Source organism: Bacillus sp. FJAT-44742, assembly GCF_002797315.1.
Taxonomy (GTDB): domain Bacteria; phylum Bacillota; class Bacilli; order Bacillales; family Marinococcaceae; genus Thalassorhabdus; species Thalassorhabdus alkalitolerans.
In genome coordinates this window covers 1,786,491-1,806,853 of the sequence record NZ_KZ454936.1, presented here as the reverse complement: position 1 = coordinate 1,806,853, position 20,363 = coordinate 1,786,491, and the positions used below count along the sequence as shown (strand labels likewise).

General features: G+C 40.0%; 23 protein-coding genes. 18 read left to right on the top strand and 5 right to left on the bottom strand.

Going from position 1 to position 20,363, the window contains the following annotated elements; genetic code table 11:
* Positions 1-246: 246 nt before the first annotated feature.
* A complete protein-coding gene (gene ltrA / locus CEF17_RS08910; RefSeq protein ID WP_100400860.1) occupies positions 247-1,482 on the top strand; it encodes a group II intron reverse transcriptase/maturase in 1,236 nt (411 codons plus the stop codon).
* Between the two features lie 125 nt (positions 1,483-1,607).
* On the opposite strand, the gene CEF17_RS08905 is transcribed toward ltrA, so the two are convergent.
* Complete coding sequence (locus CEF17_RS08905) at positions 1,608-2,033, bottom strand: DUF2621 domain-containing protein (RefSeq protein WP_054637214.1); 426 nt, start codon at positions 2,031-2,033, stop codon at positions 1,608-1,610.
* Positions 2,034-2,157: 124 nt separating this feature from the next.
* Between CEF17_RS08905 and CEF17_RS08900 the strand changes: the two genes are divergently transcribed.
* From CEF17_RS08900 to CEF17_RS08885, 4 genes are all read left to right on the top strand, one after another.
* Positions 2,158-2,577: a hypothetical protein gene (locus CEF17_RS08900; RefSeq protein WP_100399223.1), complete on the top strand. Its 420-nt coding sequence runs from the start codon at positions 2,158-2,160 to the stop codon at positions 2,575-2,577.
* Positions 2,578-2,596: 19 nt separating this feature from the next.
* The gene (locus CEF17_RS08895; RefSeq protein ID WP_100399222.1) at positions 2,597-3,049 is read left to right on the top strand and encodes a gamma-glutamylcyclotransferase family protein; all 453 of its coding nucleotides are present in this window, start codon (positions 2,597-2,599) and stop codon (positions 3,047-3,049) included.
* Positions 3,050-3,077: 28 nt separating this feature from the next.
* Positions 3,078-3,509, top strand: coding sequence for a YueI family protein (locus tag CEF17_RS08890; RefSeq protein WP_157842996.1), 432 nt, complete (start codon positions 3,078-3,080; stop codon positions 3,507-3,509).
* Between the two features lie 199 nt (positions 3,510-3,708).
* Positions 3,709-4,422 carry a TraR/DksA C4-type zinc finger protein gene (locus tag CEF17_RS08885; RefSeq protein ID WP_100399220.1) on the top strand — a complete coding sequence of 238 codons (714 nt, stop codon included), beginning with the start codon at positions 3,709-3,711 and terminating at the stop codon, positions 4,420-4,422.
* Between the two features lie 20 nt (positions 4,423-4,442).
* Here the strand turns inward: CEF17_RS08885 and CEF17_RS08880 are convergent, their stop codons facing one another.
* Positions 4,443-5,072: a YetF domain-containing protein gene (locus tag CEF17_RS08880; RefSeq protein WP_100399219.1), complete on the bottom strand. Its 630-nt coding sequence runs from the start codon at positions 5,070-5,072 to the stop codon at positions 4,443-4,445.
* Between the two features lie 278 nt (positions 5,073-5,350).
* Here CEF17_RS08880 and CEF17_RS08875 point away from each other — a divergent pair, with 278 nt between their 5' ends.
* Both CEF17_RS08875 and CEF17_RS20610 read left to right on the top strand, forming a co-directional pair.
* Entirely contained in the window at positions 5,351-6,055 is a 705-nt protein-coding gene (locus CEF17_RS08875; RefSeq protein ID WP_100399218.1) for a Na-translocating system protein MpsC family protein, read from the top strand.
* 60 nt (positions 6,056-6,115) lie between these two features.
* Positions 6,116-6,358, top strand: coding sequence for a hypothetical protein (locus CEF17_RS20610; RefSeq protein WP_232725476.1), 243 nt, complete (start codon positions 6,116-6,118; stop codon positions 6,356-6,358).
* A gap of 69 nt (positions 6,359-6,427) precedes the next feature.
* Here CEF17_RS20610 and CEF17_RS08865 read toward each other — a convergent pair whose 3' ends face one another.
* A complete protein-coding gene (locus CEF17_RS08865) occupies positions 6,428-6,631 on the bottom strand; it encodes a hypothetical protein (protein WP_054637223.1) in 204 nt (67 codons plus the stop codon).
* A 142-nt stretch (positions 6,632-6,773) separates the two neighbouring features.
* On the opposite strand from CEF17_RS08865, the gene CEF17_RS08860 reads away from it, so the two are divergent.
* Positions 6,774-7,076: a helix-turn-helix domain-containing protein gene (locus CEF17_RS08860; RefSeq protein ID WP_100399216.1), complete on the top strand. Its 303-nt coding sequence runs from the start codon at positions 6,774-6,776 to the stop codon at positions 7,074-7,076.
* Between the two features lie 265 nt (positions 7,077-7,341).
* A complete protein-coding gene (locus tag CEF17_RS08855; protein ID WP_100399215.1) occupies positions 7,342-8,814 on the top strand; it encodes a hypothetical protein in 1,473 nt (490 codons plus the stop codon).
* Between the two features lie 48 nt (positions 8,815-8,862).
* Here CEF17_RS08855 and CEF17_RS08850 read toward each other — a convergent pair whose 3' ends face one another.
* On the bottom strand, positions 8,863-9,234 hold the full coding sequence (locus CEF17_RS08850; RefSeq protein ID WP_100399214.1) for a hypothetical protein: 372 nt from the start codon (positions 9,232-9,234) through the stop codon (positions 8,863-8,865).
* Positions 9,235-9,666: 432 nt separating this feature from the next.
* Between CEF17_RS08850 and CEF17_RS08845 the strand changes: the two genes are divergently transcribed.
* Positions 9,667-10,530: a collagenase gene (locus CEF17_RS08845; RefSeq protein ID WP_100399213.1), complete on the top strand. Its 864-nt coding sequence runs from the start codon at positions 9,667-9,669 to the stop codon at positions 10,528-10,530.
* Between the two features lie 172 nt (positions 10,531-10,702).
* Positions 10,703-11,827 (top strand): glycosyltransferase, encoded by a 1,125-nt coding sequence (locus CEF17_RS08840; protein ID WP_157842995.1) that lies wholly within the window; start codon positions 10,703-10,705, stop codon positions 11,825-11,827.
* A 163-nt stretch (positions 11,828-11,990) separates the two neighbouring features.
* Here CEF17_RS08840 and CEF17_RS20000 read toward each other — a convergent pair whose 3' ends face one another.
* Positions 11,991-12,128, bottom strand: coding sequence for a hypothetical protein (locus CEF17_RS20000; RefSeq protein WP_157842994.1), 138 nt, complete (start codon positions 12,126-12,128; stop codon positions 11,991-11,993).
* Positions 12,129-12,625: 497 nt separating this feature from the next.
* Here CEF17_RS20000 and CEF17_RS08835 point away from each other — a divergent pair, with 497 nt between their 5' ends.
* The 7 genes from CEF17_RS08835 (at position 12,626) to accB (ending at position 20,356) form a co-directional block, all read left to right on the top strand.
* Positions 12,626-13,603, top strand: a complete 978-nt coding sequence (locus tag CEF17_RS08835; protein WP_232725475.1) for an ATP-binding cassette domain-containing protein — start codon at positions 12,626-12,628, stop codon at positions 13,601-13,603.
* A complete protein-coding gene (locus CEF17_RS08830; protein WP_100399210.1) occupies positions 13,587-14,414 on the top strand; it encodes an ABC transporter permease in 828 nt (275 codons plus the stop codon). The genes CEF17_RS08835 and CEF17_RS08830 overlap by 17 nt, the downstream gene beginning before the upstream one ends.
* 479 nt (positions 14,415-14,893) lie before the next feature.
* Positions 14,894-16,297 (top strand): FAD-binding oxidoreductase, encoded by a 1,404-nt coding sequence (locus CEF17_RS08825; protein ID WP_100399209.1) that lies wholly within the window; start codon positions 14,894-14,896, stop codon positions 16,295-16,297.
* Positions 16,298-17,647, top strand: a complete 1,350-nt coding sequence (locus tag CEF17_RS08820; protein ID WP_100399208.1) for a (Fe-S)-binding protein — start codon at positions 16,298-16,300, stop codon at positions 17,645-17,647.
* Positions 17,648-18,124: 477 nt separating this feature from the next.
* On the top strand, positions 18,125-18,853 hold the full coding sequence (gene pxpB / locus CEF17_RS08810) for a 5-oxoprolinase subunit PxpB (protein ID WP_100400859.1): 729 nt from the start codon (positions 18,125-18,127) through the stop codon (positions 18,851-18,853).
* Positions 18,850-19,857: a 5-oxoprolinase subunit C family protein gene (locus CEF17_RS08805; RefSeq protein ID WP_100399206.1), complete on the top strand. Its 1,008-nt coding sequence runs from the start codon at positions 18,850-18,852 to the stop codon at positions 19,855-19,857. The genes pxpB and CEF17_RS08805 overlap by 4 nt, the downstream gene beginning before the upstream one ends.
* A 25-nt stretch (positions 19,858-19,882) precedes the next feature.
* Positions 19,883-20,356, top strand: a complete 474-nt coding sequence (gene accB, locus CEF17_RS08800) for an acetyl-CoA carboxylase biotin carboxyl carrier protein (protein WP_232725474.1) — start codon at positions 19,883-19,885, stop codon at positions 20,354-20,356.
* The last annotated feature ends 7 nt before the right edge of the window (positions 20,357-20,363 follow it).

Sequence of the window (20,363 nt, the reverse complement as noted above, 5' to 3'; positions counted from 1 at the left end):
GTAACCGATTCTCAAAGAATCGCTGAACCATCAGAAGTCAGCCGAAGCCATAGTACCTTACCTTCCGGAAGGTAAGGGAAGGGCTGAATCATAAAATGAGTACCATTTCCCTGGCGTACGCGTCATCCGCTGACACAGAATAGACCAACTACCTACGAAAGAGAAGTGAAGTCTTCGAGGGCGCAGGTAGGGTGGAGGATGGTCGCCACACAAAAGAACGAAATGGTCACGTGGAGGGTGAGCAACATGTTGGAACACATTCTACACCGAAACAATCTGAATGCCGCCTACTACAAGGTGACAAAGAATAAAGGAAGTCACGGCGTTGATGGAGTTCCCACTTCCGAACTGAAAGCTCAGATTTCGGAAGAATGGGACACCATCCACGACCAACTTCTGAAGGGTACGTACCAACCGTCTCCCGTCCGTCGAATCGAAATCCCGAAAACGAACGGAGGCAAACGGAAGTTAGGTATCCCTACGGTGATGGATCGTACGATCCAACAAGCGCTCAACCTCTATCTTCAATCGATGTATGACCCTAAGTTTTCTCCGCAAAGCTATGGGTTCCGACCAGGAAAGCGAGCACATGATGCGGTGAGACAGGCGAAAGCCTATATCAATGAGGGGTACACCTGGGTGATAGACATCGACCTCGAGAAATTCTTCGACCAGGTTAACCATGACCGGTTGATGCGAACGCTAAGCTTCCGCATTAAAGACCCCCGGGTGCTTCGTCTTATCCGAAAATACCTCCAAGCAGGCATTATGGAAGGTGGGCTCACGACCCCAAACCGAAAAGGAACACCACAGGGAAGTCCATTAAGCCCACTCCTTTCTAATATTGTGCTCGATGAACTGGATAAAGAATTGGAATCCAGAGGGCTTCGCTTCGTTCGGTTTGCCGATGACTGCCAAATATATGCAGGTTCTAAACGAGCCGCCGAGCGAATCCTCAGGAATATGACAACTTTCATCGAAAAGACGTTAAAACTCAAGGTAAACCGAGAGAAAAGTGCGGTGAGCCGCCCGTGGAAACGTAAGTTTCTCGGATTCAGCTTTACACCTTCGGTGAAAGGTAAGGCTAGAGTGCGTGTCCATAATGATTCGGTTCATAAGGCTAAGGAACGTCTGCGTCAACTGACAAGTCGAAAATGGAGTACCGATATGAAATACCGAATTGAGAAAATCAATACATTTCTTACAGGATGGTATAACTACTTTCAGTTGGCAGAAACGCCATCCATTTTCAAAAGACTGATGGAATGGTTGAGAAGAAGACTCCGAATGATTCGATGGAAGGAATGGAAGCTGCCCAAAACAAAGGTGAAGAATCTGATGGCACTGGGAGTGACAAAGGCGAAAGCCTTGGAATGGGGAAACACAAGAAAAGGCTACTGGCGTATAGCCAGCAGCCCTATTCTCCATCGCACACTCAATGACCATTATTGGCAGCGTATGGGTTTGAAATCATTGAATTAACGTTAGAATTTTATGAAACCGCCGTATACGGAACCGTACGCACGGTGGTGTGAGAGGACGGAGGTTAGTCACCTCCTCCTACTCGATTAGCTGAGTTTTGTCCCAGCATCTTTTTTTATCAGAAACTAGAACAGGTGACTGTAGGGCTGTAGATCCACTTTCTTTTCTTTAAGCTTAGCACGGAGAAATTTATGGTCTCGTTTAGGAGTGGCTATAATGTAGCCGCGAATAATTAAATCTTCATCAATGGTGTCAACTTGTTCTTTAAGTGCAAGCTCACCGATTTTCCCGGCAATTTTTTCCCTGGCTACATCTCTAAACAATTCAGGGACGGGAGAGACCAGTTCTTCTAATAGCATTTTTTTATCTTCCGGCCACAGATGGCGGGTTTGCTCGATATAATAATCCTGCCAGTCCAAGATTGATTTTCCATCTTCTTTAGGGAAACGTTTCAGAAACTTTCTGAACATAAAGTATCCCCCGATAAACATCATTACCGTCAAGAATATAGACCACAATACGATGAACCACATGAATAGATCCGTAGGCATTTTCTTCACCTCTGTCTTAATTGGTCCTTCATTATTTTATCACAGAAAAATAAAAAGATGGAATTATATTTATGAGGATTTTTTTATCTGTTATAGTGGTAAAGGAAGTGAGGTGGAAAAGTCTATGTTGTTGTATTTAACAAGCTATATTTTGCATTGGGTGATTTCAATTTTCTTCTTCTTGCTCATACCATTGCCTTTTTTGTATAAGGGAGTAGATGGATCCTACAGACTACCCCTTTTTAAAATTTACCGGGGTATTATCCATGGGGCTCATGCCGGAATAATCATTGCTTTCATTACCGGAATCATTCTTACAGATAACTGGTTATCTTTATGGACGGTGGTGGTATTGGTAAACTGGGTCGCTATCAGTGCCTTTCTAGGACTGACTTCTAAACAAATCAGGTTATTACTGTCAGCAGAAAAGGAAAACAAAGAAAATAAAGAAGCAGGAGATAAGCTGTTTCAATTCAGTTTGCTGTTATCCATCCTTATAATTTTCCTGTTTTTTATTAAGTTTTCAAATCTCCTTGGTGCATAATAGGAAAGGTGGTATCAACGTGCCTTATTATTTTGCGTATGGCTCCTGTATGAATGTAAATGATATTAAAAGAACGGTAGATGGGAAACGTCTTGGACCAGCGCTTCTCCATGATTATACGTTCGGCTTTCGCGCTTTTTCCCATAAACGCGAAGGGGGAGTGGCAGATATTATATTTGAAGAAGGAAAAACCGTAGAAGGCGCCCTTTTTGAAGTGCCTGGGTTTGAAGAGCTTGATATTAGAGAAGGATACCCCCTCGTATACGATCGTATACCTGTGCATGTAAAAAGGCTCGAATCAAATGAATGGGTAAAAGCTGAAACCTATACGATAAAAGATAAAGCTGAAACAGATATACCTCCGTCGAAATATTACGCTGGGCTAATTGAAGAAGGGGCTGAGATATTATCCCTTGAATACCAGGATCAACTTAGAAAAATGATCAGGGAATTGTGGCGCAAAGGGAAATAACACCAGGATAAAAGGGAGTGAATATTCATTGAGTTCACGGGATGTAAATGATTATATCCAGGAAGGTATTCATGGGAGCAGAAGAGTAAATCCAGACGAACAACGGAGATTTTTAGGTACATTCCGGGAAAGAGTACTTATTGCTTTAACAAAAGAACAGGTAATGAAAAAAGGAACGTATCCAGAAGTTGAAGAAATGATAAAGAAATACCCGGACGCTCATTTACTTGTCAATGGCTTGATTGGGCACAAGGCTGTGAGTGAATATACAAGGCTTGCCAGTGAGAATGGAATTCATGCCCAAAGAGTCACAGACCATGATTCCAACACTGATATCGGTCTTCTTTTGGCGAGTGACATAGCTGTTGATAATGAAGAAATCTTCATTGAAGATGAAAAGTCCGAAGAACAAGAAACAGATAAAAAGCCTTCCTTTTTCCAACGCTTATTTGGCCGGTGATATAACAATAGATCCTTACAATGTAAGGGTCTTTTTATTTTATATTCACAACCTCCTTGGAAGGATTTATCCCCTCCGGAAATCATTAAAAGTCGTAAAATGCTGTAACTGAGACATGATAAGAAACGACAGTCACTTTCCTCGTGCAAGTGAATCAATAACTTAAAGGGGAAATTTATCATTCAAGGGGGTGAAAACAGTGGAAAGAAAAAAGCTTCAGCAGATTTATTATGAATTGAAAGAAGAAGAAAAAGAGCTAAAGGCCAGATTAAACAAGTACCACTTTGGCAATGAATTGGAGCTTGTCCATGAATCAATGGATGAATTGTCTAGTTATGATAATCATCCAGGAGATTTAGGAACAGAATTATATGAAAGAGAAAAAGATATTGCATTAAATGAACATGCTGAACAAGAATTAAAGGATGTTCAAAGGGCCTTAAAAGCATTAGAAGAAGATACGTTTGGACGGTGTGAGGTGTGCGGAGGGCCTATTTCAGATGAACGATTGGAAGCTCTTCCTACGACAACTACTTGTATCAAGCATGCCCCTCATGAAATATATACAAATAATGAACGCCCTGTAGAAGAAGATATAATAAAGCCTGCATTCGGGCAATTTGAATATGATGAAAACGAAAGTGAAACCTTTTTTGATGCTGAAGATGCCTGGCAAGAAGTAGAACGATATGGTTCTTCTGAATCGCCATCTGATTTTTATGAAACGGCAAAGAGTTATAACGAAATGTATGTGGAATCTGATGAAAACGTAGGGTACGTGGAAGAGGTAGAAGGTTTTTTGCAGGCAGGCCTTGACGGACGTTTTACCGGAGTCGGCACTGCGCATGAAAAATATGAAAGGTATCTTGACACAAACGAGACCGATTCAGTGCTTGGGTATGATGAAGAATAAGGGCCGCCCCTGCGGCCTTTTTAAGTGGGCTTAATAATAGGAGTGAAAGAGTCATCGCGTGTATCAATGTACACCATGCCAGAAGAATCAACTTGAGCCACAAACACGTCTCTCATGTTTTTGATCCCATGCTCTTTTAATATATTATCGGCCCACTTTTTATCTTTTCCCATTGCTTCTAAGCTGTAGGGGAGAAGCTTGCCATTCAAAATAAAGGTCTGCGGCATTCCCTTTGACAATTTTGTTACTTTCATGTCTTCCCGGTTCACGAAGTGGGATTGAGGCTTTTTCAGGACACTTATTGTCCCATCGGTTTCCATCATCGCCCCCTCGATTTCATGTAAATAAAAATCTCCTCTTTTACGCAAGTTCGCTAATAAGTCATCTACCGTACGCATATGAAAGCTCTTAATGGCAAGGATGTCAGAAATAAGAGCCAACAGAGAAAAAAGGACAACCCCGGCAATACCGATTAGTAGTGGAATCTGTTGCGTAAATGTGACAGTAGCAACCATCGACCCGATGGTAATAGCGGCCACAAAGTCAAAGAAGGTCATTTGAGCGATGAACTTCTTATTAAGGATACGGGCGATTACATATAAAATAATAAAAAGAACAAAGGATTTTACTATGACGTGTTCCAGAAGCATAGCAGGAAATCACCTCTTTTACATAGAAGTAGTATTCCGAAGAGTTACCAACTTGAACGTTTTTTAGCATACCCAATAAAGACCCATACATTCTTACTCAAAATAGAAGGATCGAGTTTGTGGAATAGTGTGAAATTTTTTCAAGGTCTTTGTAAAGATGTCTAATTGTGATACAATATTAGAATTCATGTTTACTGAATGGCTTGCCGGTGAAAACTCATACTAAAAGGATAAAAGAAAAAATGCTTTTATCAAAAAGTGAGATGGAGTGAACCGGCGTGTCGCAGGAAAACAAAATTGCAAGTTACGTAGGAAGATTAATCCGTGATCATTTTGGTAAAGGTCCAAAGGCAATTTATGTGACTTTTTCCCATCCTTATTTCACTATTTATGTGGAAGATTTTTTAGGGCCTATGGAAAAAGTATTGCTTGGTGAAAACGATGAAATGTCTGTTCAACACCTGAGAGAACGGGTGGTGGCCACATTAATTCCAGAAATTAAAACCTATGTTTACGCAGTCACAGACTTGGAAATAAAAGAATTTTACTATGATTGGAATTTGGCCAATAAGACCGGAATCTTTATGGGGATTACTTCCGAAAAAGATGAAGATGCCTATCTTGTAGGCGAGTATAAAGAAAAAGAAGCAATTGAACAGGAAATGATTTCTGTAAGCATAGAAGCACAAAAAGCACCAGAAAAAATTCACTCTAATAAAGTAAACGATCTAACATTCATGATTGTCAGGGAAGGGATACTTGTTCCTATAGAAAAAGAATTAATCAGCTTAGGAAAAGAAGAAAATTTAAAAGTGGCCAAGCGGAAATTAGAAAAGAGAAAGCTAAATCAGGGAAGACGTTTCGAGCTGCTTTTAAATACGAAGCTTAAAGATATCTTTGTAGATTGGGATTTTAATCTCGATAGAAGTATTGTCACCCTTATTTTAGATCCCGTACATTTGAATAAAAACAGGCGGAAATGAGCTAGACAAAAAGCTAGACGTAAAGCCGAAAAGAAGTATTCTTCTTTTCGGCTTTTTTATATGGCTGCAAGGTTATGTAAACTAAGCAAGATGGAGATGGATGGAAGAGAGGTGTTTAGAATGGCCAACTTTAAAAAAGCACAAAGTTTTTACTGTTACTCATGTTTTAAGGATTTTGAACAGGGGGAACTTGTTTATTTTTATCAAACTAGAAAACACTATTATTGTCACGATTGTGCCGATGACCAAAAAGACAGAAATCTAGAAACCCATATTTACCAGGATTTAAAGAAGGAAATGTAAAATCCCTTACTTCTTGGCGATAAAACATCTCTGTCCCTTTTTTACATCAGGGACAGAGCGATCCGTGTATTAAATTTTTCTTTTTTCTTCTTTTGGTTTACCTACAGGAGTAAGAACATCCTTTCGTTTCCCGCAAAGCTCACACTCATACTTGCCGCTCTCTTTTTGATTGACGACCGTACCAGGATCGTTGTCTGGTTTTGTCACAAATTCGTTCCATTCTATAAATTCATACTTGTGAAAGCCTAAGCGGCAACGCAATGGCTTACTCATTGGTACTCCCTCCTTAATTTACCGTTACCCGTTTTGTAAACATTTTACTCCTGTTCATAATTTCTTTTGATAAATTTATAATTTTTCTACAATTTTCTACCTTTTTCAGGTAAAATAGACGAAAAAGGAGGCTGGATAAAAAATGTATGGCGAAAGATTGCAGAAATTACGGATTGAATACGGCTTAACGAAAAAAGAGGTAGCTGAAGGATTGGGTCTTACCCCCGAGGAGTACCAGGAAGTAGAGCAAAATGAGAGGTCCTTAAGCCTGGATAAGATAGAATTTTTAGCGTCCTATTTTGAAACTTCGACTCGGTACATATTAGGAACGTCCCAAAAGAAACAAGTAAGCAAAGTAATAGATCTGGGACTCGTGCTTATGAATAGAGAAGAAAGTGAACATGTGCGGGCAATCAAAAGGCATATGGGTCTTGTTAAACCGTAACCTAATTATAGAAAGAGGGCACTCAACCGTTGATTATACAGAAAATTGGATACAGTAAGCGAGTGGACATTCCTGTAAGTACAGGTGGTTCGTTTTTGAAAACGCCCTTAAGCGGGCGTTTTTTTGTTTTCTTCTTAAAATGTAACTGAATGCTCTTCGAAATTACTGAAATGTAGAATATTCAAAAAATATTCTTCGAGGTTTACAACGTGGTGCGGGAAGGTAATTGACTAGAAAGTTTACATTTAATTAGGGAGGTCAGACAATGAAAACGTTTAAAGTAAGGTTTTATTTTGATAATGATAATTATAAGACATTAAAAATAAAAGGAGAATCTCAACAGGAACTCTTGGATCAAATAACAAACAGGGATGAACAGTGGCTCATACATGAAGGAAGTACTTCTGCCATTAACCTTTATCTCGTAACAAAAATAGCTTTCTTAGAAGAAACCTCTGAAGAAAGTTCAGGCTCTGAGGAAAAAGAAGACAACAATAAGAAGTCGAAAAAGAAAAAAAAGGATTCACTAAAAAAGCATAGGTATGAAGCTTCAAAGCCTAAGAAAAATGAACTGGTTTCTGAAGACACTTCAGAAAAGGATTCTGGTGAAGAGAGGGAAGAGGAAAGAAGTTCTTCAGAGGAAAATGTAGAAGAAGAACCGTCTGAGAAGTCCAAAGAGGGTGAGAACACAGGCGGCAACAAAGAGGCCAAAGAAGAGTCTGAGGAGTCCAAAGGAGACGAGGACACCGGCGACAGTGAAGAGGAAGAAGAAGGGTCTGAGGAGTCCGAAGGAGACGAGGACGCAGACGACAACGAAGAGGACGAAGAAGAGTTTGAGGAGTCCGAAAGTGACGGGGACACCGACGACAGTGAAGAGGAAGAAGAGTCTGAGGAGTCCGAAGGAGACGGGGACACCGACGACAGTGAAGAGGAAGAAGAAGAGTCTGAGGAGTCCGAAAGTGACGGGGACACCGGCGACAGTGAAGAGGAAGAAGAGTCTGAGGATTCCGAAGGAGACGGGGATACCGACGACAGTGAAGAGGAAGAAGAAGAGTCTGAGGAGTCCGAAAGTGACGGGGACACCGACGACAGTGAAGAGGAAGAAGAAGAGTCTGAGGAGTCCGAAAGTGACGGGGACACCGACGACAGTGAAGAGGAAGAAGAGTCTGAGGAGTCCGAAGGAGACGGGGACACCGACGACAGTGAAGAGGACGAAGAAGAGTCTGAGGAGTCCGAAAGTGACGGGGACACCGACGACAGTGAAGAGGAAGAAGAGTCTGAGGAGTCCGATGCGTCCGAGGACGCAGACGACAGTGAAGAGGAAGAAGAAGAGTCTGAGGGGGCTGAAGAGGCCAAGGACACCGACGACAGCGAAGAGGCTGAAGAACAGTCTGAGGAGTCTAACGAGTCCGAGGACACCGATGACAGTGAAGAGGAAGAAGAGTCTGAGGAGTCCGAAGGAGACGAGGACACCGGCGACAATGAAGAGGAAGAAGGAGAGTCTGAGGAATCCCAGCAGGAGAAAAACAAAGATAATAAGGAAGAAGAAAAAGGGAAAAAGAGCTCCAAGAAGTCTAAAGGAAAAACTAAAAATGAAAAAGTAGAAGAAATCTTGGAAAATGGGGAGAAACCTAAAGGAAAGAAAAGCAGCAAGAAAAAATCCTCAACGTCCTCTTCTAAAGACAAAGAAGATAAATCCCAGAAAAATAAAAAGAAAAACAAGCAAAGTGAAGAATAATAAAACAATAAACAACCCAGTCAAGTGGCTGGGTTGTTTTCAATATGATTATGAGAATTGGGTAAGGAAAGCTTGAAGTCTTGATCTATCGACTTCTTCTCGAAGTGCCTCATGATGAGCTTCCTCAGTAGACAAGGTTGCGTAGGCAGGAATAGGCTGGCTTCTTTCTGTTTTTTCAATGCTGGAAATAGAGTCAGCATGTTCTTCAGCCCATGATTGAAGCTGGCGGAGGTTTTCCCATCGTTTTCCCTGGAACTCATCATCCTTAGGAAAATATACTAGTGGTTTGTTTATCCAATTCAGACGAATAGAAGAGGAATGATATAACCCGGTGACCGCTGAAAGCTCAATTTCATAGATGTTTCCTGAATGGAAAACTATACGGTCTCCTTTGCAAAGAATCGGAATCGGTAGATTCATCAGATCTTTCCCCTTTCATGTAACGGTTTGTACTGACGGTCAATTGTTCCGTCCTCTTTTGTTTTATCCTACCATGGGAAATACAGGGGAAAAAGGGCCATTCGACTTCTTTTGCACTTGTAGTCGGAAAGAGGACATGATTTTATGTCATCTGATATAATTCTGTCCCTATATACAAAGAAAATGAAATTTCTTAATAAAGACAGCTCTTTACTCGTCTTATCGAAACTAAGTGCTTTCAGTAAACTAGAAAAGATAGTCGGCTTTTAATAGGGAAGGCAGAAATGAGGGTATAAAGTATGAGAACTTACATAGCAAAAAAGGATCATTCTATAGAAACAAGTTATTGATTTAAAACTGAGGGTATACATGCTACAAAAAATAATAGTTGAAAGGTTACCTACTACTTAATTGATAACGAGGGAAAAGCCTATGAGAAAAGAAGTAAAGATAACAAGTATTATTCTCTCTGGAGCCATAATGGCAGGAGGCATTTTTGCGATGCTTCCCATAGAGAATGATCAGTTTCAACGTGAATTTTTACAGTCCTCAACTGCCGAAACTTTTGATCGTGAAAAAGAAAAGGAAATTAAGCACAAGAGAGAAAAAGCAGTGTATGGTCATGTTCACATTTATTATCCTCAAAAAGAGGAGGAAATCCTTTCTCTAACTAAGGATGCCTTTAAACAGGCGATGAGAAAAAATGAACAACTTCTAGGAAGCTATAATAAAAGACAGGTAGATGCTGTAGTATTAGGTGCTCAAGAAGAACTCACAGAACTGGCTGGTGTAACAGATGCAGATGGGTACTACAAAGACGATGAAAAGTTCATAGGATTCCTGCTGCATGATAAAGAAGCCATCCTTGCAGGAGAAAAAATGATTGTATTTGAACTCCAATCTACTATTATGCATGAATACACTCACTATGCCTTCAGACAAAGAATCAAGGATGCAGGAATAGACCAAAGTGAGATTCCTATATGGTTTGAAGAAGGGTTAAGCGAATATGTGGGAAATGATAGTGAAGTTGAATCGAAAACGAAAATCCTTCCTTTTAGTCAGATAAAGGATAAAAAAACATGGGACGAAGCGAAAAAAATAGAAAATGGAGATATTTATGGGCAAAGCTTTCTTGCGATTGATTATCTTATCGAGAAATACGGTATAAGAATTATACAAGATATTATAAAAGAAACAAAAAAATCCGGAAGTTTTAATATAGGCTTTTATTCAGCCACAGGAATTGAGGTAGAAGAATTACACATTATTTTAATAGAGGAATTGGCAGCCTAAGAACTGGCAGGTAATAAAACAAAGCGGTTATGGCATCTTTTCTATTGGAAATCAGTTTTATAGGGCGTACTTTTTTCTATGAATCATTTATAATAGAATGTCATGCAATAATAAATTTTATGTATTCGATGACACTTTACTAGTAAAACGAATTGGAAAAGGAGGCATTTTTATGAAAAAACATAATTTTGTAATCATGCGATACAGCTTATTAACTAAAGAAGGGGTAGAATGGCAAATCGGAAGGCAGGAGTTCGATAACTATAAAGAGCAACTCTTTAATGCTAATCGTTTAGCCCAACATGAATTTCTGTTTGAAAATGTAACTCTCCCATCATTGGTTAACCAAACAATAGAACCGACAGCAGATAATTTTACTCTCTTAGTTTTGACTTCTGAGCTTTTACCAGAAAAAAACCTTAAGAAATTAGAAGATTTACTACGTCCATATCCCTGGGCTAAGGTTATTTCTCTTCCTCCGTATGACACTGTTGATAATATTATCCTTGACTGTTTTACAGAAGAGCTTAAAAGGTTTAATCATGACCTGACATATAGTACGACCCGTTTAGATGATGATGATGGCTTATCTGTTCATTTCATAGAACGTTTAAATCAATACGTTGATCCACAGTTTGAAGGATATTGTGTTACATTTCCTAATGGTTTTTCAGCGTTGTATGATGATCGACTACAAAAATACATATCCATCCATAAGCATTATGCCCCTAAAATAGCTTTAGGTCTTTCTTATATCAATACATACGATCCTGCTACAAAGAACACAGGCAATGAGATACCAACAATTTATCACAACGGGGTCCATTCCAAAGTTGATTTTGTCAGCCCGACGATCATCGATTCCAAATATCCAACTTTTCTAAGGACCGTTCATTCTGCCAGCGATAGTAACAATGCTAATCAAGTAAAAAAAATTAAGTCCATGCCAGTGTCGAAAACTGAAGACATAGTAGAAGTGTTTCCACTACACGCAGGGTTGTTTACTTCGTCAGAAACTCTCTCTACCTACTCAAGTACACCGACGAAAGTAAGCAAAAAAGAAAATGAGCTGAAACCCACACAAAGACTGGAAAATGAAATGAAAAACATGAAAAATGAAATTAGTCTGCTGTATAAAGAAAATGAAAATCTAAAAGATGAAGTGAAAGAGTTAGTGAAACAAAAAGAACTGTTTAAGGATAAGTATATGAATATACAAGAAAGCCGGATCTGGCGTTATACAAAACCTATAAGAGAAGCAGGAATAACAGTCAAGCGGCTCATACGTAATAAATAATTATATTCATAAATCTGTACATAGAAAATGCCTCCATCAGACAAGGGATTGAGAATGTTTTGTCTTTTTCTGTGCAGATAACACAATGGGAAAAAAACTTCATTCTGTCTTTATGCATAGAACAAAGGCTTTTCTTAGGAACATACGCTCTTATGTAACACTTTCATTCCTCTTTTGGATCTTTAAAAAAGATCTGGTATGCAATTAAAGATATCATCGTTAATAAAATGACCCCCATGGTCAATAAATCAGTTCCAGTCGCTTTAAAGATAGACCAGTTCATAGCATGCAATAACATCATGTGATCACTCTCCCTAATAAGTTTGGCCTGGATAACCAGACGAAGAAAAAGGTCCAAATCATTTGTTCCTCTACTTGAGATTGTTTCTGTGAGTGATAGAGTTGTGCTTATAACTATGAAAGAGCAGGAAGAGATATGCTGACAAATAATAGTTTTGAGTCTTGCGGAAATTTATTGTGCAACGATCAACAAGCATACTGTTCACCAAGGTTGTATTTGTTTCTTTCAAAAAACAGAGAAGGGAGCTTGAAAAAAGGTCCCTCGGAAAAATAGAGAAACTAAGCTAGAATAAAAGCGATAGCTTCATATTAATTCTTTAAACAAAACGGTTAGAAAAAAAGTAAAGTGACTGCTTTCCAAAAAAATTTACTTTTTGTTGATGGATCAAAGTAATAAATGAGAAATATTATCATAAACCACTAAACAGAGGATTGATAAATAGTTGTAAGCAGTGCAGAGTAGTTTTTAAGGAACTACTAACAAATGGGGTGAGAATAGTGAATAATGATTTTGCGGTTGAGGCAAAAGGACTTGTAAAAGTATTTGGCAAGCAAAGGGCTGTGGACGGAGTGGATCTGGCTATTCCAAAAGGAATGGTTTATGGGTTTTTGGGACCAAACGGAGCAGGGAAGACAACAACCATTCGTATGCTTGCCACGTTAATGCAGCCTGACGGAGGAGAAGCTCACATTTTTGGGCATAACGTTGTGTCCGATGCAGCAAAGGTACGCGAGCGAATTAGTTTAACTGGACAATATGCATCCATAGACGAGGACTTGACCGGGGTGGAAAACCTCGTTATCCTTTCTAAGCTTGCGGGTTATTCGAGGAAGGAAGCAAAATCCCGAGCAAATGAACTTCTTATCGCTTTTGGACTTGAAGACGCTGCGAAAAAGCAGGTAAAAAATTATTCTGGTGGAATGCGGCGGCGAATTGATATTGCAGCAAGTCTCATTGTTACCCCGGATCTTTTATTTTTAGATGAGCCGACTACGGGTCTTGATCCGAGAAGTCGTAACCAGGTTTGGGAAATCGTCCGCACCCTGGTAAATGCAGGTACTACTGTTTTATTAACCACTCAGTATTTAGAAGAAGCAGACCAACTGGCGGATCGTATTGCCGTGATCAATCAAGGGAAAATAATTGCAGAAGGCACAAGCAGTGAATTAAAAGCATCCGTTGGAGCCGGAACGCTTCATGTTCACCTTGAACAATCGGAAGATAAGCAGAAAGCCATCGAAATTCTTCAAGATAAGCTTCAAACTACGATACATTCTTCTTCTGAAGGGGGCAATTTGTCTGCTCAGGTGAGCGATGCATCACTTGTTGCCATATCCCTGGGTGAGTTAGTGAATGAAAACATCCAGGTAAGTGACTTTTCATTAGGGAAACCAAGTCTCGATGAGGTATTTCTTACGTTAACAGGGGAAAACGCGGAAGTGAAAGAGGAGGAAGAAAATGAACCAGCCAAATGAGATTAGAGAAGCAGAATTACAAAAGGCCATTACTTCGCGAAATCGGCCTGAACGCCCTACAGCACTCTCTTCCTCTTTAACCTTTTCATCAAGGGCCCTCCTAAGAATAAAGCATGTGCCCGAGCAATTGTTTGATGTTACAGTATTTCCTGTGATTTTTCTCCTTATGTTTACATACCTATTTGGGGGAGCCATTGCTGGATCTACCAGTGAATACCTCCAATTTCTCTTGCCAGGTATTCTCGTTATGACGGTAGCTCAAATTACAATGTACACAGGTATCGATTTAAATAATGATATTCGTAAAGGTATTTTTGACCGTTTCAGGACACTGCCCATTTGGTTGCCATCTGCGCTGGTTGGCGCGCTTCTGGTAGATATGATTCGGTATTCTGGGGCTTCTGCCATTATGTTAGGCCTTGGCTTTATTCTTGGCTTCCGGCCGGAAGGTGGATTCATCGGAGTTTTAGGAGCGGTTGGCATGATCCTTATTTTCTGCTTCTGTTTATCGTGGGTGTGGACGACACTGGGTATCATCATGCGTTCAGAAAAATCCCTCATGATGGTTAGTTTTATGTTTCTTTTTCCACTGACGTTTGTAAGTAATGTCTTTGTTGATCCGGAAACGTTACCTTCCTGGCTTGAAAGCTTTGTGGATGTGAACCCCATTTCCTTACTTGTAGATGCAGTACGAGGGTTTATGCACGGAAATGTGACTGGAGAAGCAATCGCATGGGTGTTTTTTGCCTCGGCTATTTTTCTTGTGATCTTTGCTCCCCTGACGATGTATTTATACCGAAATAAAAAGTAATAGGGCTAAGATGAAGAGGAGGAGTGAAAAAGGCATTTTCAATGCTTAACATCAAGTTGCTTTTGAAGTAATGAGCCACTTATGAAGAAACAACGTTGAGGCGTATTGATCATTTGATTAATATGCCTTCTTTAATAACATACTGAATATAGTTAGGGCTGGGAAATGTAAAAAGTTTACCTCACACTAAGGCCGTTTCCCACTCGCTAAGCATAGTAAGATAGTAAGGGAAATAAACTCAGCAGCTAAGTATAGCAAGGAAGAAGAGCTTTACACTATTCAGCTTTTAGGTAACCAATTTGGCCAGAGCTCCTTCTCTCATTGATACAACCATTAATATGTATCTCCATTCCTAATCGGAATGGAACTCCTCTTGAAAGTTTTCAAGAGGGATTTTTTTCTTCATAGGGATTTATTTTTTTATTTGTGAGAAAATTTTATTACTATTAAGTATACGTGGTGAGAGAGGAGTATTTTGAATGAACGAAGAAGTGAAAAATAAGTTAAAAAAGATCTTACCAACAAATAAACTGCACTTTGAATTATCTGATCGTTACTGTTATAGCTTTGATGCTTCTTTTGGTGAATATCTACCTGAAGGAGTAGCCCAACCGTCAAGTGCACAGGAAATCAGCGAGATAGTAAAGCTTGCCAATCAATACGTATTCCCTCTTTATCCAAGAGGATCTGCCACCTCTTTAAGTGGAGGGCCGCTGCCAGTAGAAGGCGGTTTGGTTCTTGATATGTCTCAGATGCGCGACAAACTGATTATTGATAAGGAAAATATGATTGCTATTACATCTCCAGGTGTACTTACTTCTGACATTCATAATGAAGCTGAGAAAGCCGGGCTTTTTTATCCGCCAGACCCAAGCAGTGCTCATGTTTCTACCATAGCGGGAAACATACTTGAAAATTCGAGCGGTCCGAAAGGACTAAAGTACGGAACAACAAAGGAATATGTTATCGGTATGGAAGTGGTCACGCCTACGGGTGAAATTGTCAGAGTGGGAGGGAAAACAGTAAAGAACGTTACAGGGTTTGATCTAACGCGCTTAATTACCGGCTCCGAAGGCCTCCTTGGAATCGTTACAGAAGCAACCCTCCGGCTGATTCCAAAACCAAAAGACAGAAAAACAATGATGGCCACCTTTCACAATCCAGTTGATTGTGGGAGGGCTATTACGAAAATTCTTTCTCAGGGAATTCTTCCCGCAGCAATGGAATTGATGGACAATGCTTGTATCCGCGCTGTGGAACATTTTGAACCGAGCGGACTTCCTGTTAACGCCGGAGCTTTGTTGATACTTGAAGTTGACGGACATCCTCTGGCCCTTCAGGAGGAAATAGAGCAGAGTCGTGAAATCTGTGAAGAAATTGGAGCACTAACAATTAAAGTAGCGGAGAGTGAAAAGGAAAGAAACGATATATGGACAGCGAGAAAAAAAGTATCTCCGGCAATCACTCAACTCGGTCCAACTAAAATATCGGAAGATGCAACAGTTCCTCGAAGCAAAATTCCTGAAATGATGGAGAAGCTTAATGACATTCGCGATCGCTACCATTTAAATCTAGTAGTATTTGGACATGCAGGAGATGGCAACCTTCACCCAAATATTATTACAGACAAAACCAACATAGAAGAGATGAAGCGGGTAGAAGATGCTGTGGGTGATATCTTTCAGGCGGCACTGGATCTAGGGGGAACCTTGTCAGGGGAACATGGAATCGGAACATTAAAAGCTCCTTATTTGGAACGGGAATACGGAAAAGAAGGGGTTGCACTCTTAAAATCTATTAAACATGCATGGGATCCTAATAATGTTTTAAATCCTGGTAAAATGTTTGCAAAAGAAGGACAAATCAAGGTGGTGCTTACATAAATGGCTGCAACACAGGAAGAAACAAAGAAATGGGAAAAAGAACAAAAGGTACACTCACACCAGCTCTATGATTTAGCATACCGTGCGACTAACCAGTGTATTCAATGCGGTTATTGCCTGCCTTCTTGTCCTACCTACATGTCCATGGGGAAAGAATCAGCATCTCCCCGAGGGAGAATTAACCTGGTGAAAATGGCGGCTGAGGGAAAGATTGATCTATCACAAGATTTATCTGAACCGATTGATTTATGTCTTGGCTGCAGAGCCTGTGAAACAGCTTGCCCTGTAAACGTACCTTATGGTCATATACTTGAGTCAGCCAAAGATACGATTAAGGAGTATGAAGAAGATACAAAGCAAACAACAAAGGCAGAAGGTTTGAAAGGAATTCTACTGCGACAGGTATTTACACGGCCAGGACTTATACGGGCTGGGGGGAATGCAACGTGGCTTTACCAAAGGTCTGGTCTAAGCAATCTTGTTGGGAAGACAAATCTACTTTCAAAAATATCAGAACCAATCGGTGAAATTGAAAAAATATTGCCTTCAGTGGAAGGGCCAGGAAAAAGGGTGAAAAGAGGCAAGGTACTAGAACCCTATATGGAAAAGAAAGCAACAGTTGCTTTTTTTACCGGCTGCGTTTCGGAGGCAGTTTTAAACAGAACGAACCGCTTAACTATTGAATTATTAAGGCACATTGGCTGTGAGGTTCATATTTCAAATAAGCAAAATTGCTGTGGAGCGCTTCACGCTCACCAGGGTTACAGTTCGATTTCTAAAGATCTTGCAAAAGAAAATATTAAAGCGTTTGAAGAAACAGAAGCTGATTATATTATTAATAACGCGGGAGGCTGTGGGGCTATCCTCCGGGAGTATGACCATTTATTAAAGGATGATCCTGATTGGAAGAAAAGGGCTTCACGGTTTTCCACTGCATCAAAAGATGTGTCTGAGATTTTTGTAGAGCTTGGCCCACTTCCTTTTAAAAAGGAGTGGAAAGGGAGAATCACCTATCAGCCATCCTGTCACTTAACGAATGTCCAAAAAGTGACGGGGGCTCCTGAGGAATTATTAGCTTCGATTCCTGGAGCAGAATATATTGAGATGGAAAAAAGTAACGAGTGCTGTGCTTCTGGGGGAATTTACAATCTTATACATTACGAGGAGTCCATGAAAATACTGGATAAAAAAATGGGATATGCGAAGGAAACAACAGCCACTACTATTGCCTCTAGTAACCCAGGTTGTTTGTTGCAAATGAGGCTGGGAATCAAAAGGGCAGGTTTAGAAGGGAAAGTCCAAGGAGTTCATGTAGTAGATATTTTAGCTGAATCATGCGGTATTGAATAATCAATAATAGTAAGCTCGGTCTATAGTTGCCGAGCTTTTTATGCATATGTAATATTAACAATAATTTGTCCGATAGATTTCTTTTTATTTACTTGGAATGTAGGGATTTTAGTAAAAATAGGAGGAGGGTTTAAAAAACCGCAGTGCAATCTCTACATGCGGTTTTTTTATATGCTTTTTTTCACTTCATTATTTTTATTTCTTATTACATTTTGAGTGTCTTCGCAAAAATTTCCATATGGAGCAACACAGAAGGGGAGCTAAGGGATAAAGATGACTGGTTCTTTTACCAGTTATTAATGCAGTTCCTTCAAATCACTATTTTGTAAGGGGAATAGATTGCTATGAATGTGTTTGTTAAAGGCAGCACTTGTTATTTTATTTTCACACAATTATAATTACTTTTATATGTTCCGTATTGTGGATCTTAAGTTCCGTAAATCGGAATTTAAGAAAGCTGAAAAGGAGGGGAAATATATGCAAGCTTCATCAAGTTCAGAAGTAAAGGTGTATCCACTAAATGAAACGGCAGTCACTGTCTCCTTTGGGGATTCTTTTTGTCCAGCCATTCACAAGAAGGTAAGACTATTATCTCTTTCACTTGAAAAACAGCCCCTGCCAGAAATGGTAGAGTACATACCTTCTTATACAGGAGTAACTATTTTTTATAACCCTATGCAGGTTGAAACAACACGAGGTAATAAACCTGTATTTGAATTAGTAAAAGAAAAGGTAGAAAAGCTCCTCTCTGCTATTGATCAAGAGACAGAGGATAAACCACGCACAATTGAAATACCTGTTTATTATGGAGGGGAGACTGGCCCGGATTTAGGAAATGTGGCCACTCATAATGGGCTTACTCCTCAGGAAGTCATAGAGATACATTCCAGTGAAAATTATTTAGTTTATATGATTGGGTTTGCCCCGGGCTTTCCATATTTAGGTGGGATGTCGGAGAAAATTTCCACACCCCGGTTAGACAATCCGCGGACATGTGTGCCGAGTGGATCGGTAGGAATTGCAGGTGCACAAACCGGCGTCTATTCCTTATCAACCCCGGGGGGGTGGCAGATTATAGGCCGAACACCCTTATCGTTGTTTGATACAGCAGGTGATCCCCTTACTTTATTAGAGTCTGGTGATATTGTCCGTTTTAAGCCTATATCAAAGGCAGAATATCAGGTTTATGAGGAGGTTGGAAAATGAGTATTAACATTCTTCAGCCGGGCCTCCTGACAACCGTTCAGGACCTTGGAAGACATGGCTATCAAAGACAAGGTTTTATAGTGAGTGGTGGAATGGATCCATATTCTCTTAGGCTCGCTAATATGCTTGTGGGTAATCGAGAAGATGAAGCAGTATTAGAAATGACGTTGAAGGGACCGGTGTTAGAGTTCCAAAATGACGCGGTGATAGCCATAGTTGGTGGGAATTTCACTCCTTCTATTGAGGGAAGGTCTCTTCCCCTTGGAAAACCTGTTTTAGTAAAGAAAAATAATGTTGTAAAGATGGGAAGCTGCAGTGAGGGTTGCCGTGCATACGTAGCATGTGCTGGAGGAATCAACGTTCCGGAGGTTATGAATAGTAAAAGTACATATTTACGGGCTGAAATAGGTGGTTTTCATGGACGACCCTTGCAAGCAGGGGACATTTTAAAGGCGGGGAAAACAGATGAAAAGAACGGCCGCGTCTTTTCTTACCTGGCATCAGGGCAGAGTGAGCGCTTTATTAGCACTACCTGGAGTATTAATAGAAAGCCTTTTATACCGGTAAAAGAAAAAGGTCCTATTCGAGTCATAAAGGGTACGCATTTTCACCTTTTTACCAACAATGCTAAAAGAAAGTTCTTTCAAAAAGAATTTAAAATCAACCCTCAATCTGATCGAATGGGTTACAGGCTTAGGGGGCCGCTCTTACAAAAAGATGAAAATAAAGACATTCTTTCAGAAGCTGTAGCTCTTGGGACTGTTCAGGTGCCATCAGATGGCAACCCAGTGATCCTGATGGCTGATCGCCAGACAACAGGCGGGTATCCAAGGATCGCACAAGTAATACTGACTGATATTCCAAGACTAGCACAGCTGAAACCGGGGGATTCTCTTCATTTTGAAGAAGTGACTATCCAGGAAGCAGAAGAGCTTCTTCTCAAAAAAGAACAGGATATGAAAGAAGTACAGACTGGATTAACCATTAAGTTTGATAATTCATAACTAAATTGATATGGAGAGATGTAAAATGTTTACTGTTGAAGATTTAAAAACCATGATTAAAGAATTGGAAGAGTCACCAATAGAGAATTTTCAATTTGAAAATAGTGAAGTGAAACTTAGCATAAACAAAGGGAATAAGGAACGGGATTCTGTCACTGTAAAAGAGTCAAACAATAATAGTGAAAAAAATGAATTAGAACAAGGCAGTCACCCTTCTAAAGATCCGGAAAATACTAAAAATGATAATACTGAAGAAACAGTAAAAGAGAAAACTATCGTGTCCCCTATGGTAGGAAAATTTTATTCTTCACCGGACCCTGACACGGCTTCCTATGTGAACAGTGGAGATCAAGTTACTCCAGAATCGGTTGTTTGCGTTGTAGAAGCGATGAAGCTATTTAATGAAGTAGAAGCGGGGATAGAGGGCGAGATTGAAGAGGTTCTTGTAAGTGATGGGGACATTGTAGAGTACGGCCAGCCTTTATTTAAGGTGAAGTAGGTCCAAG